The following is a 13256-nucleotide window of genomic DNA, read 5'->3' on the forward strand; positions in this document are numbered from 1 at the left end:
GCGAGGACGGTCACCCGGGCCCGCTCACGGCCGGACATGCGTGCCGGGTCAGGCACCTGGCAGCGGCCCGGGCCGCGCGACGACGGTACGTTCAGCGGTCACCGGCACCGTGATCGTCCGTGCGCCGTCGGGAGGTCCGGCACCGCCGCGCCTGCGCACGAGGGCCGGTCTGTCCATGGCGGTCAGCGCGGGTTCGCCCGCCGGTGCCGGGCCCGCTCCGCCTCGAAGCGCGCCGCCCACTGGGCGGTCCGGTCCAGGTAGGCGGTCTGCGCGGACCTGCCGTGCCGCCCGTAGGCACCCTCGAAGTCGAGGTAGTCCAGCGTGCCGGGGGTGTGGGCGGTGGCGGGTTCGATCATGGTGCCCTCGTGCCACTCGTTGAAGGACGTGATGCTCACCCAGTCCGGCGGCGCGTCACCGTTGCCCGACGCCAGGGCGTACGCCCACTCCTGGTCGTAGGTCGCGCCGTCGGCCCGGTCCAGGGTCGGGGTGGTGTTGCCGGGCACCGCGCGGTCGTCGAGGTACCCGGGGCCGAGCGAGGGCGCCCACACCATGCCGCGGTCCGCGCAGAACGCGGCGACCTCGGTCCAGTCCGGCGTGTTGTGGGTGGCGATCGCGTCGTAGGTGTAGGCGCCGCCGAAGTCGCCGATCCGGGTCAGGTCCCAGGTCTGCGCCATCACGATGGCCTGGTCGTCGACCTGGTGCAGCGCCGACCAGTCCACGGTGAGCAGGCTGTTGAAGATGTAGTACGCGGTGCGGTGGCCGTGCTCCGGGTCGCGGTGGAAGGCCGGGTGGTCGCCGTACTTCCCGCTGATGTAGCGAATGTCGGCCACCACCGAGTCCGCGTCGCGGCCGTCGTACGGCTCGATGTGCCAGGCGACCTGGAGGCCCTGCCGGGCTGCGGCCTCCAGCACCACCTCGGCCTGCTGGTCCTCGTAACTGCCCTGCCCCCACCAGCTGCTGACCAGGACGCCGGTGCCGGCCTGCCGCAGCCAGCGCATGTGCTGGCCGACCGCGCCGTGCAGGTCCCCGGAGTCGTAGGGGCCGAGCACCGGGTAGTAGTTGGAGGCGATGTCGTCCGGCGGGGTGAGGGAGCCCTGCTGCCAGTGCCGCCACTGCCCGGAGAAGTCGGGGTTGCCGTACCACGGGTAGTAGAAGATGTGGGTGTGCCGGGAGACCGACTGCGACAGGGCGTCCTGCGCGCCGCCGGTGGCGGGTGCCGGGGTGGCGGCCTGCGCGTTCTGGCCGGTGAGGCCGACCAGCGCGGCGGCGCCCGCCGCGGCGGCGCCGGTCAGCAGGGTGCGGCGGGAGGGGGGCGTGGGTGCGGGGGACATCAGCTCTCTCCTTCGGTCGTACGCCAGGTGCGCCGCGGGGCGAATCCCAGCAGATCGATGCAAGCGGTCCGGTCGAAGAGCGTGGCGTGCCCGCTGACTGCCGAGCGCAGGGGCACCCCGGGATGGTGCGCGGCCATCAGGGCCGCGGAGGTCTGGGCCGAAGTGGTGTCCGGGGCGGTCACGTTGATCACGTGGGCGCCGCTGAGCGGGAGTTCCAGGGCGAGCCGGATCGCGGTGGCCGCGTCCAGGGTGTGCAGCCAGCCCCACAGGTCGTGCCGCTGGCCGGCCGGGTCGGCGGCGCAGGCGGCGAGGAAGTCCGCCAGCCGGCCGCCGGTCCCGGTGAAGGGGAAGCGCATGCTCACCGCGTCCATGCCGTACCGGCGGTGCGCGGTGCGGGCCACCTCCTCCAGCACCGTCTTGGACAGCCCGTACGGGTCGCGCAGCAGGCTCGGGTGGGCCTCGTCCAGCGGCACATACGCGGGCGAGACCGGCACCGGCGACCAGGCCAGGCCGACCGCGGCCATGCTGGACGCGGCCACCACCCGGCGCACCCCGGCGCGTCCGGCCTCCTCGAAGACCCGGTGCGCGGTGTGGCAGTTGTGCGCGAACAGGGTGCTCGGGTCGGGCGTGTTCGGGTGCGGGATCGCGCCGAGGTGGACCACGGCGTCCGCACCGTCCACGGCCTTGCGGACCAGGTCCGGGTCCTGGAGGTCACCGGTGTGCACCCGCAGCGCGCGCGGTTCGTCCACCGGACGCAGGTCGGTGAGCACCACGTCGTGGCCGGCCGCGAGCAGTTCCGCGGTGACGTGGCCGCCGATGTGCCCGGCGGCCCCCGTGACGAGCACCCGCATCAACCCTTCACCGCCCCGACCAGGCCGTTGACGAAGTAGCGCTGGAGGGAGAGGAAGAGCAGCACCACGGGCACGACGACGATCAGGGCGCCGGCCATCATCTCGTTGTAGTGCGGGACGTTCTCCGACGACAGCGTCTGCAGGCCGAGCGGAAGGGTGTAGGAGCCGGGGTTGTTGAGGGAGACCCGGGTCAGCAGGTACTCGTTCCAGGTCGGAATGGCCGTCAGCAGCCCGACGGTGATCAGGGCCGGCCGGCTCAGCGGCAGGTAGATGCGGGTGAAGACGTGGAACTCGTTGGCGCCGTCCACCCGCGCCGACTCCCGCAGTTCTTTCGGTACCGCGGAGAACGCCCCGGTCATCAGCAGGATCGACAGCGGGGCGCCGCCGTTGACGAAGGGCAGCACCAGCCCGATGTGCGAGCCGAGCAGGTGGAGCTTGTCCTCCAGCAGCACGATCGGCAGCATCACGGTGATGCCCGGCACGAACAGCAGCGAGATGAACAGCTTCTGCAGCAGCCCGCGGCCGGGGAAGTCCAGCACCGCGAAGGCGTAGCCGGCCGCCGCGTAGACCACCAGCGTCAGCACCACCGTCATCGCGGTGACCTCGAGACTGTTGACGAAGTAGCGGAAGAAGTGCAGCTGGTTCCAGGTGCTGGTCAGGGTGTGCAGGGTCGGCTGATGGGGGATCAGGTGACCGCCGCGCACCACCTCGATCTGGTTCTTGAAGGCGGCGGAGACCATCCACAGGAACGGGTAGACGCTCACCAGGCCGTAGGCCGTCAGCAGGACGGCGATCACGACCTTGGCGCTGATCCTGCGGGCCAGCCGGCCGCCGTCGGACCCGGACTCGCCACCGGAGCCGGCCGTGCCGTTGGTGCGCCCCGCGGCGGACGCGCCGTCCGCCGGGCCGAGGGGAATCGTTGTCATGTCCTGCTCCGCAGTACTCGGAGGTTGATCAGGGCGATCACCAGTGCGGCGGCGAACAGCAGCCAGCCGAGCGCGCTGGCCAGGCCCAGGGTCGGATCGAGGTCCATGAGGAAGGCCAGCCGGTACGCCTCCAGGCCGAGCACGTTGGTGTGGTCGCCGGGGCCGCCGTTGGTCATCACCAGGAAGGTCTGGAAGCCCTGCAGCGAGTCGCGCAGGTTCAGCAGCACCACGATCGCGGTGATCGGCCGCACCAGCGGCCACACCACCGAGAAGTTGGTGCGCCACCAGCCGGCGCCGTCCAGCTGCGCGGCCTCCAGCACGCTGCGGTCGATGGACTGCAACCCGGTCAGGTACATCAGCATCGCCACCGGCACCGCGCCCCACACCGTCACCACGATCATGGTCGGGAGCGCGGTGTGCGGGTTGCCGAGCCACCCCTGCGGCTGGGAGAGCGAGCCCATGCCGACGCTCTTGAGCAGGGTGTTGATCGCGCCGTCGGGCTGGAGGATGTACTGCCAGGCGAAGAACACCGCGATGCCGCTGGTCACGTAGGGCACGAAGTACACCGAGCGCAGCAGGGTCTGCATGCGCCGCGCGGAGTTGAGCAGCACCGCCAGCGGGAAGGACACCAGGACGGTGAGCGCCGGCACCGCGAGCATGACGTACAGGGTGTGCAGGGCGGCGTGCTGGACCCGGGGCGCGTAGCGCGGGTCGGCCCACAGCAGATCCTTGTAGTTCTGGATGCCGACCCAGGTCCAGTGCGCGGCGAAGCCGTTCCACTGGGCGAAGCTGAGCAGGAAGCCGTAGCCCACGGTGTACAGGCCCATGACCGCGAAGAGCACCACGGCCGGGGCGACGAACAGCCAGCCGGAGACCGCCTCGTAGCCGCGGCGCCGCGGGCGCAGCCGGGCGGCCCGGGCGGCGGGGCCGGCGCCCGGCCGGGGGTCGCGCGGACCCCCGCCGGGCGCGGCCGTCTCCGCCGACAGGGCGGGACGGGGAGCGGTGGTCACTTCGCCAACTTCCAGAAGGAGTTGTTGAGCTTCGCCATCGCCTTGCCGGTCGCCGCCACGCTCTTCTGGTGCAGGGGGGTCAGGTCGGCGAGGATCTCGCTCATCGAGTCCTGGTCGTAGCCGGGCGGGCGGAAGCTGCTGTCACTCGGGTCGTAGGTGTTCTCCGGCGTGCCGACGAACGTCCTGGTCATGTCCGCGAGCGTCGGGCCCATCACCTGCGCCGCGTCTGCGCCGAGTTCGGTGGCCGGCACCTCGGTGGCGTCCTTGGCGAACTTCGAGGCGATCGACGGCTGGGAGAGGAACTTCATCCACTTCTCGGCGTTCGCGGAGTGCGAGCTGGTCGAGGTGACGGTCAGTCCGGTCAGCGCCAGCGGGCCGAGCGCGGGCTTGGGCACGGCGCCGCCGGCCGGGCCGGGGATGCCGAAGGCCATCACGTCGTCGGGGTTCATGCCGTTCTGCTGGAGGAAGGCCAGCGTGAAGGTGCCGCCGATGTCCCAGGCGGACTTGCCCTGCGCGAACGCCTGGTCGGCGGTGTCGATGTCGAGGATCTGGGTGCCGGGCATCCAGTACGGCTGCAGTTTGGCGTACTCGCTCAGCACCTTCTGGCCGTCGGCGGAGGAGAAGTCCTCGGAGGCGTTCTGGCCGAAGAGCGCGTGGTACTTGTCCTTCCCCAGCAGCGAGAAGGCCAGCGGCTGCATGGTCCAGGTCATCCCGGTCGCCTTGACCTTCAGGCCCAGGCTGACCCCGCCGGTGGTGGGGTTCTTCGCGGTGGTCGCCTTCAGGTCGGCCAGCCACTCCTCGTACGTGGCCGGGGGCTTGGTGATGCCGGCCGCGGCGAGCACCTTCTTGTTGCCCATCACGATGCCGAAGGTGCCGGAGGTGAAGGGGACGCTGAAGCGCTGGCCCTTCTTGACACCGTGGTCCTTGGAGTCGGCCGGCAGCGACTCCTTGTACATCTCGGGCGTGACCGTGCCGGAGGCCTGCACGCCCTTCTGGTACAGGCCGTTCCAGGAGGAGTCGACGTCCTGGGAGATGTCCTTGGCGATGCCGGTGGAGCCCAGCGCCAGGTCCTCGCCGTCGGAGTGCACCTCCAGCACGTCGGGCAGGTCGTGGGTCTTCGCGGCGGCCTGCACCTTGGTGGTGTAGGCGTCGTCGGGGCCGTACGCCGTGATCTTCACGGTGATTCCGGTCTGCTTCTTGAACGCGGCGGCGGCGTTGCGCAGGCCCGCGACGTGGGACTGCTTGAAGGTCCACATCTCCAGTGTCTTGCCGTTGCCGGAGGATCCGCCCGAGCCGCCGCAGGCGGCGATCGGCGCCAGCGACAGCACCGTCACGACGGCCAGGGCGGTGCTCCTGGTCCGGCGGGTTCTCCGGCCGCTTCCCGTGACAGATCCTGCAGAAGGTTCCGCACCAGGTCCCACAAAAGGTATCCGCATAGCCCCTGCCTAGGGTTCGATCGTTCAGAAGACCGAATGACGTTGGAGTCCCTGAACTTACGGTGGTGTTTGATATAGCGTCAAGGCGTGCGGTGCGATTGGGTGTGCACCCAGGGGCCGGCAGGTTTCGGCGCAGGGGAGCGCGGTGAGCGGAGGATCAGTGGAATCGGTGGCATCAGCGGGGCGCGGGCGCGGGCCCGAACGCAAGCCCGAAGAGGTCAAGTCCGCGGCGCGGGTCCTGGAGGTGCTGGAACTCCTCGGCGCCGACGGGGCCCGGCTGTCGCTGGCCGAGATGGCCGCGTCGATGGCCGTGCCCAAGAGCAGCCTGCACGCGATCCTGCGCACCATGCAGGCGCGCGGCTGGGTCGATCTCGACCCCTCCGGGACCCGCTACAGCCTGGGCCTGAAGGCCCTGTTGACCGGGACCGCCTACCTGGAGGGTGACGACGTCACGAGCCTGGCGGGGCCGGTGCTCGACGCGCTCGCCGAGGAGACCGGCGAGGCGGTCCACCTCGGCAGGCTGGACGGCACGCACGTCGTCTACCTGGCCAAACGCGAGTCCCGGCATGCCCTGCGGATGTACTCGGCGGTCGGCCGGCGGCTGCCCGCGCACGCCACCGGACTCGGCAAGGCGGTGCTCGCGCAGTACGACCCGGCCGAGGTGCAGCGGCGGTTGGACTGGCCGCTGGAGCGGCTGACCCCGGACACCGTGGTCGACCCCGAGGAGTTCCTGGCCCAGCTCGCCGAGGCCCGGCTGCGCGGGTGGGCGGCGGACGACGGCGAGAACTCGGTGGACATCCGCTGCGTCGCGGTCGCGCTCGGCAGCGGCCAGGGCGAGGACGCGATCAGCTGCTCGGCCCCCAAGAGCCGGATGGACGACGCCAGGATGGAGGAGATCGCGCAGGCCGTGACCGAGGCGGCGCACTCGCTGAGCACGCTCCTCAAGCGCCTCGGCCCGCACTGAGACACCGTCACCCAGACCTGGACGCCCTGCTTCCGACGCCCGTTGCGCACCGGCCGGTCCGAGTTTGTCAGACCTCTTGACAAACTCGGACCGGCTTCCTTACGTTCGTGATCCGGTACGGCATTCTGCTATCTGTACAGCTGCCTGTACGTGCCATGCGTGAAGTCGTCGCCCCCCAAAGGGATAGCACACGCTGCCCCGGAGCGGTCGGTGACCGCTTCGCGCCGACCGGAACCGCCTTCCTGCACGTGGGAGTTCGCATGGCTTTGCCTGATGCCGGCCCCGCTCCGCTCGCCCCCGCACCCTGGGTCGACGAGCGCGGTGCCACGATCCGCATCACGGCCGTCCGCACGTTCCTGACCGCCCCCCACGGCTGTCCTCATCTCATCGTCCGTATCGAGACCAACGACCCGGGACTGTACGGCCTGGGCTGCGCCAGCGACCCGCAGCGCACTCTGGCCGTCCGCTCGGTGCTCGACGACTACGTGGCCCCGCTGCTGATCGGCCGGGACCCCGACGACATCGACGACATCCACCGGCTGCTGCTCAACAGCGCGTACTGGCGCGGCGGCTCGATCACCGGCAACGCGCTCGGCGGCGTCGACGTCGCGCTGTGGGACCTGAAGGCCAAGCGGCTGGGCGCCCCGCTGTACTCGCTGTTCGGCGGCAAGGTCCGCACCTTCGCCGAGGCGTACACCCATGTCGACGGCCTGGACGCGGCGGAACTGGCCGACAAGGTGCAGGCCGCCCGCGAGCGCGGCTACCGGCACGTGCGCATCCAGGCCGCGGTGCCCGGCGCGGACACCTACGGCGCGCACGGCGGCGGCACCGACCCCGAGGCGGTCCGCACCCGGCGCGCGCCCTGGGACGGCGCCGGCTACCTGCGCTACGTCCCCGGGGTGCTCAACCGGGTGCGCGAACTCGTCGGCGACGGCGTGGAACTCCTGCACGACGTGCACGAGCGGCTCGACCCGCGGCAGGCCCGGGAGTTCCTGCGGCGGGTGGAGGACGCCCGGCTGTACTTCGTGGAGGACCTGCTCGCGCCGGAGGACGCCGGGCACTTCAAGCGGCTGCACGACGTCTCGCCGGTGCCGCTGGCGGTCGGCGAACTGTTCCACGACCCGGCCCAGTTCACCGCCCTGATCGCCGGCGGCGACGGCCCCGACATCGACTTCGCCCGGATCAGGGTGCCCACGCTCGGCGGCCTGACCCCGGCCCGTAAGATCGCTGTGCTGTGCGAGCTGCGCGGGGTGCGGCTGGCACCGCACGGCCCGGCCGACGTCAGCCCGATCGCCCAGGCCGCCACGATCGCCATGGACGTCTCCAGCCACGCCTTCGGGGTGCAGGAGGCCGCGGTGTTCCGGCCGCCCGTCCATGAGGTCTACCCGGGCACCGTCGCCGCCACCGACGGCGGCCTGGTGCCACCGGAGACCCCGGGCCACGGCGTCGACTTCGACGAGGCCGCGGCCGCCCTGTACCCGGTGCCCGAACCCCTGGCCCACGACCGGTGGGCCCTGCTGCGCAACATCGATGGGAGCGTGCAACGCCCGTGACCGATCCGAACCGTCCGCACCGCAGGGCCCTGGTGGTCCGAGGCGGCTGGGAAGGCCACTCGCCGGTGCAGATCACCGATCTGTTCGTGCCGTTCCTGAAGGACAGCGGCTTCCAGGTGGACACGGCCGACACGCTGGAGGTCTACACCGACGCCGAGCGGCTGGCCGCCACCGACCTGGTGGTGCAGTGCTGGACCATGGGAGAGATCACCCCCGAGCAGACCCGGGGCCTGGTCGCGGCCGTCCGGGCCGGCACCGGTTTCGCCGGCTGGCACGGCGGGATCGTCGACTCCTTCCGCGGCGACGTCGACTACCACTTCCTGACCGGCGGCCAGTTCCTGCACCACCCCGACGGGTTCGTGGACCACACCGTCCACCTCGTGCCCGAACGGGCCGACCACCCGCTGCTCGCCGGGCTCGGCGACTTCGCGGTGCACACCGAGCAGTACTGGGTCTCCACCGACCCCGACATCGACGTGCTGGCCACCACCGTCTTCCCGGCCGGCGAGGAGCGCGACCACCCGGTCGTGATGCCGACCGTCTGGACCCGGCAGCAGGGCGCCGGCCGGGTCTTCGTCAACGCCATCGGCCACAAGGCCGACGACTTCGACGTGCCCGAGGTGCGGGCACTGACCGAGAGGGGACTGCTGTGGGCGAGCCGCTGAGGATCGGCATGGTCGGTGCGGGCAAGATCAGCGGCCAGTACCTCGACACCATCGCGAAGCTGGACACGCTGCGGCTCACCGCCCTCACCGACCTGGACGCCGCCCGGGCCCGGGAGGCCGCGGACCGCACGGGTGCCGAGGTGGCGGGCAGCGTCGCCGCACTCGTCGCCCGCGACGACGTGGACGCCGTGCTCAACCTGACCATCCCGGCCGTGCACGCCGAGGTCGCGCTCGCCGCGATCGCCGCGGGCAAGCACGTCTACGGCGAGAAGCCGCTCGCCACCTCCCGCGAGGAGGCCGCCGCGATCCTGGCCGCCGCGCAGGCGGCGGGAGTTCGCGTCGGCAGCGCGCCCGACACGGTGCTCGGCACCGGCACCCAGACCGCCCGCAAGGCGGTCGACGACGGGCTGATCGGCGTCCCGGTCGCGGCGACCGCCTTCATGACGACGCCGGGCCACGAGGCATGGCACCCGGACCCGGAGTTCTACTACCGTCCCGGCGGCGGCCCGTTGCTCGACATGGGCCCGTACTACCTGTCCGCGCTGGTGCACCTGCTGGGCCCGGTGGTCAAGGTCACCGGTGCCGCCGCCACGCCGCGGGCCGAGCGGGAGATCGGCAGCGGCCCCCGGGCCGGGCAGCGCTTCGCGGTCGAGGTCGACACCCACGTCACCGGGGTGCTCGAACACGCCGGCGGGGCACTGTCCACGCTCGTCATGAGCTTCGACATCCATGCCGCGCACCTGCCGCGGATCGAGGTGCACGGCACCGCCGGATCGCTGTCGGTGCCCGACCCGAACGGCTTCGACGGCACGGTCGAGGTGTTCACCGCGGGTGGTGCGTGGCAGCCGCTGCCGGTGTCGGCCGGGTACCCCGGCGCCGGGCGCGGCACCGGGCTCGCCGACCTCGCGGACGCGCTGGCGGCCGGCCGCCCGCACCTGGCGTCGGCCGAACTCGCCGCGCACGTCCTCGATGTGATGCTCACGCTGCTCGACTCGGCGCACCGCGGGCAGGCGCTCCCGGTGGCCCGCACGTGCGAGCGGCCCGCGCCGGTGGGGCGGCCGGTCTAGGGGCGGGGCCGGACCGGGAAGGGCGGAGCCGGGACCGGAAAGACCGGGGCCGGACGGGAAAGGCCAGGCGGCGGGCGCGGACACCAGGGACCGCGCCCGCCGCCTTTTGCTGCGTGAATTGTCAGGCGACTTATCTTCCGGATCGGGCCCGAAATGACCTCGAAATAGCCTGACAAACACGTTCTCGCAGGTCACGACCTGCAAGAAAGCCGAATTGGTGAGAGGCGTTGACTTGATAACACACATGGTTTTACATAGCGGGAACCCGCTGGACAGGAAGGCTGCCCATGCATGACCGGATCGCCTCGGGCGAGGAGCGGATAGCCGCCTTCCTCTCCGAGAAGCTGCGCCCAGCGCTGTATCCGCAGCGGCTGCCCATGGACATCGGCGCCTGGCACATCCCGGGCGAGCCGGTTCCGGCGGACGTCGCACTGCGCGCCGAGTACACCCCGTTCGCGGTGGGCGAGCCCTGGGGGCGGCCCTGGGCCACCACCTGGTTCCGGGTGCACGCCACGGTGCCCGAACGCTGGGCGGGCCGCCGGGTCGAGGCCCTGATCGACCTCGGCTCCGACCCCGACGGCGGCAGCGCCGAAGGGCTCGTCCACGACGAGCGGGGCATCCCGCTGCAGGGCCTGCACCCCCATCTGCGCGCCGTGCCGGTGGCGTTCCGCGCGGCCGGCGGCGAACCGGTGCGGCTGCTGGTCGAGGCGGCCGCCAACCCGCTGATCGACAGCGGCAGCGGTGCCGGCAGCCGCTACGGCGACCCGGCGACCGCCGGCGACACCCCGCTGTACCGGCTGCGGCGCGCCGACATCGCGATCCGCGACGAGGACGTCTGGCAACTCCTGCACGACATCGAGGCGTTGCACGGGCTGATGCGGGCGCTGCCCGACGCCTTGCCGCGCACCTACGAGATCCTCGCCGCCCTCGAGGCCGCCGTCGACGCCGTCGACCCGCGGGCCGTCGCCCGCACCGCGGGGCGCGCCCGGACGCTGCTCGGCCCGGTGCTGGGCCGGCACGCGCACGAGTCCGCGCACACCTTCGCGGCGGTGGGCCACGCGCACATCGACTCCGCCCGGTTGTGGCCGGTGCGCGAGACCGTGCGCAAGTGCGCCCGCACCTTCAGCACCATGGCCGCGCTCACCGAGGAGTACCCCGGCCTGGTCGTCGCGGCGTCCTCCGCCCAGCACTACGCCTGGATGAAGGAGCACCACCCGCACGTCTTCGAGCGGATCCGCAAGGCCGTCGCCGACGGCAACTGGGCGCCCGTCGGGGGCATGTGGGTCGAGGCCGACGCCGAACTGCCCGGTGGCGAGGCGCTGGCCCGCCAGTTCGTGCACGGCCGCCGCTTCTTCCGCGACGAGCTCGGCCTGGACAGCGACGGGGTCTGGCTGCCCGACGCCTCGGGCGCCTCCGCCGCCTTCCCGCAGCTCGCCGCGCTGGCCGGGGCCCGCTGGCTGCTCGCCCCCCGCCCCGGGCCGGACCGGCCGGGCGCCCCGGCCCGGCACACCTTCCGCTGGGAGGGGATCGACGGCACCCGCCTGTTCACCCACCTGGTGCCCGGCGGCGCCGAGGGCACCACCCTGACCGGGTCCGAACTCACCGGCGCCGTCGCCTCCTTCGCCGACCTCGGCGCCGCCACCACCTCGCTGCTGCCCGTCGGCCGCGGCGACGCCGGGCCCGACCGGACCGTGCTGGAGCACGCCCGCCGCTTCGCCGACCTCGAAGGCGCCCCCCGCGTCGTGCCACGTACCCCGTCGGCGTTCTTCCGCGACGCGGAGCAGGAGTACCCGCACGCCCCGGTCTGGCGCGGCACCCTCGATCTCGCCGCCCACCGCGGCTCCTACACCAGCCAGGCCCGCACCAAGCGCGGCAACCGCCGCAGCGAGGCCCTGCTGCACGAAGCCGAACTGTGGTCGGCGACCGCCGCGGTGCGCCACGACATCCCGTACCCCTACGCCGAGTTGGACCGGCTGTGGCGGCAGGTGCTGCTCCAGCAGGCGCACGACATCCTGCCCGGCACCTCCATCGCCTGGGTGCACGAGGAGGCCGAGCAGACCCATCGCGACGTGCACCGGCGGCTGGAGCGGCTGATCCGGCGGGCGACCGCCGACCCCGACGCCGAACCGGACGGCACCGGCGTGCTCAACGCCGCGCCCCGCGCGCGCCGCGAGGTCGTCGTGCTCGACGCGGACGCCCGGCCGCTTCCGGGCGGTCAGCAACTGGCCGGCGGCGGCACCGCCGTCCTCGCGCAGGCGCCCGCCCTCGGCGCCGGCCGGGCCGGCCTCCCGCTCGGCGACCTGCCGCCCGTCACCGTGGAGACCCGCGCCGACGGCGGGCACGTGCTGGACAACGGGCTGCTGCGGGTCGTGGTCGACGCCGCCGGGCTGGTCCGCTCCGCCGTCGAGTCGCGCACCGGCCGCGAGGCCATCGCGCCCGGCGAGGCCGGCAACCTGCTCCAACTCCACCGCGACGAGCCGGCCGACCGCAGCGCGCTGCGGCTGGCCCCGGGCACCCGGCGCGACCTCGACCGTGCCGACGTGGTGGAACTGCGCGACGCCGGACCGCTGCTGGCCACCGTCCGGGTGGTCCGCGGCACCGGCCGCTCCACCGTCGTCCAGCACCTCACCCTCGGCGCCGGCAGCCGCTCCCTCACCGTCGACACCGAGGTCGACTGGCGCGAGCAGGACACCCTGCTCAAGTCCGCCTGGCCGCTGGACGTGCATGCCGAACACACCAGCGCCGAGACCCAGTTCGGGCACGTCACCAGGCCCACCCACGACAACGTCGGCGCCGGCGCGGCCGGCCGGGAGGCCGCGGCACTGCGCTGGCTGCACGTCGGCGAGCACGGCTGGGGCGTCGCCCTCGCCTCCGACGCGTCCTACGGCTACGACACCACCCGCCGCACCCGCCCGGACGGCGGCACCACCACGGTCGTGCGCCACACCCTGCTGCGCGCCCCGCACAGCCCCGACCCGCACGCCGACCGCGGCCCGCAGCACTTCCGGCACACCCTGCGGCCCGGCGCCGGCATCGAGGACGCGATCACCGAGGGGTACGCGCTCAACCTGCCGCTGCGCCCGGGGCCCGGCGCCGCCGCACCGCCCCTGGTCGCCGTCGACCATCCCGGCGTGATCGTCGAGACGGTCAAGCTCGCCGACGACCGCAGCGGGGACGTCGTGGTCCGCCTCTACGAGTCCCGCGGCGGCCGCGCCCGCACCACCCTGACCGCGGACTTCCCGGTCGGCGCCGTGCGCGAGGCCGACCTGCTCGAAGTCCCCCTCGCCACCCATCCCCCCTCGGCCCCGCTCACCCTGCGTCCTTTCCAGATCCTCACCCTCCGCATCACGCCCAAGGACCGGCACCGTGCCTGAGACAGCCCTGCCCCCCGCGCCCGCGCCCGCCCGCCGCGGACCGCGCGACGTCCGGCCCCGACCCGCCGCGGGGGTGCGG

At 72.9% G+C, this 13256-nt stretch carries 10 protein-coding genes; 5 read left to right on the forward strand and 5 right to left on the reverse strand.

The annotated features are described in order from the left end of the window. Positions 1-182 precede the first annotated feature (182 nt). Genes C4U44_RS07490 through C4U44_RS07510 form a run of 5 tightly spaced genes read right to left on the reverse strand, consistent with a single transcriptional unit; the run spans position 183 to position 5452 of the window. On the reverse strand, positions 183-1331 hold the full coding sequence (locus C4U44_RS07490) for a glycoside hydrolase family 99 protein (RefSeq protein ID WP_103884865.1): 1149 nt from the start codon (positions 1329-1331) through the stop codon (positions 183-185). Continuing rightward, positions 1331-2182, reverse strand: a complete 852-nt coding sequence (locus C4U44_RS07495) for an NAD-dependent epimerase/dehydratase family protein (RefSeq protein WP_103884866.1) — start codon at positions 2180-2182, stop codon at positions 1331-1333. The genes C4U44_RS07490 and C4U44_RS07495 overlap by 1 nt, the downstream gene beginning before the upstream one ends. After that, positions 2182-3108, reverse strand: coding sequence for a carbohydrate ABC transporter permease (locus C4U44_RS07500; RefSeq protein ID WP_103884867.1), 927 nt, complete (start codon positions 3106-3108; stop codon positions 2182-2184). The genes C4U44_RS07495 and C4U44_RS07500 overlap by 1 nt, the downstream gene beginning before the upstream one ends. Then, on the reverse strand, positions 3105-4118 hold the full coding sequence (locus C4U44_RS07505) for a carbohydrate ABC transporter permease (protein WP_235031898.1): 1014 nt from the start codon (positions 4116-4118) through the stop codon (positions 3105-3107). Before C4U44_RS07505 ends, C4U44_RS07500 begins: the two co-directional genes overlap by 4 nt. Continuing rightward, positions 4115-5452 carry an ABC transporter substrate-binding protein gene (locus C4U44_RS07510; protein WP_160144997.1) on the reverse strand — a complete coding sequence of 446 codons (1338 nt, stop codon included), beginning with the start codon at positions 5450-5452 and terminating at the stop codon, positions 4115-4117. The genes C4U44_RS07505 and C4U44_RS07510 overlap by 4 nt, the downstream gene beginning before the upstream one ends. Before the next feature lie 271 nt (positions 5453-5723). Here C4U44_RS07510 and C4U44_RS07515 point away from each other — a divergent pair, with 271 nt between their 5' ends. From C4U44_RS07515 to C4U44_RS07535, 5 genes are all read left to right on the forward strand, one after another. After that, complete coding sequence (locus C4U44_RS07515; protein ID WP_235031899.1) at positions 5724-6518, forward strand: IclR family transcriptional regulator; 795 nt, start codon at positions 5724-5726, stop codon at positions 6516-6518. A gap of 260 nt (positions 6519-6778) precedes the next feature. Next, entirely contained in the window at positions 6779-8071 is a 1293-nt protein-coding gene (locus tag C4U44_RS07520; RefSeq protein ID WP_103884870.1) for an enolase C-terminal domain-like protein, read from the forward strand. Further along, the gene (locus tag C4U44_RS07525) at positions 8068-8736 is read left to right on the forward strand and encodes a ThuA domain-containing protein (RefSeq protein ID WP_235031900.1); all 669 of its coding nucleotides are present in this window, start codon (positions 8068-8070) and stop codon (positions 8734-8736) included. The genes C4U44_RS07520 and C4U44_RS07525 overlap by 4 nt, the downstream gene beginning before the upstream one ends. Further along, positions 8721-9803, forward strand: a complete 1083-nt coding sequence (locus C4U44_RS07530) for a Gfo/Idh/MocA family protein (protein ID WP_103884871.1) — start codon at positions 8721-8723, stop codon at positions 9801-9803. Before C4U44_RS07525 ends, C4U44_RS07530 begins: the two co-directional genes overlap by 16 nt. Before the next feature lie 287 nt (positions 9804-10090). Next, positions 10091-13177 carry an alpha-mannosidase gene (locus C4U44_RS07535; protein WP_103884872.1) on the forward strand — a complete coding sequence of 1029 codons (3087 nt, stop codon included), beginning with the start codon at positions 10091-10093 and terminating at the stop codon, positions 13175-13177. Positions 13178-13256 lie beyond the last annotated feature (79 nt).

This window comes from Actinacidiphila yanglinensis (genome assembly GCF_900107965.1).
GTDB classification, from domain to species: Bacteria; Actinomycetota; Actinomycetes; order Streptomycetales; family Streptomycetaceae; genus Actinacidiphila; species Actinacidiphila yanglinensis.

Excerpts from the sequence above, each read along its gene's own strand:
- C4U44_RS07490 (WP_103884865.1), bottom strand. The coding sequence starts at position 1,331 with ATGTCCCCCGCACCCACGCCCCCCTCCCGCCGCACCCTGCTGACCGGC.
- C4U44_RS07495 (WP_103884866.1), bottom strand. The coding sequence starts at position 2,182 with ATGCGGGTGCTCGTCACGGGGGCCGCCGGGCACATCGGCGGCCACGTC.
- C4U44_RS07500 (WP_103884867.1), bottom strand. The coding sequence starts at position 3,108 with ATGACAACGATTCCCCTCGGCCCGGCGGACGGCGCGTCCGCCGCGGGG.
- C4U44_RS07520 (WP_103884870.1), top strand. The coding sequence starts at position 6,779 with ATGGCTTTGCCTGATGCCGGCCCCGCTCCGCTCGCCCCCGCACCCTGG.
- C4U44_RS07535 (WP_103884872.1), top strand. The coding sequence starts at position 10,091 with ATGCATGACCGGATCGCCTCGGGCGAGGAGCGGATAGCCGCCTTCCTC.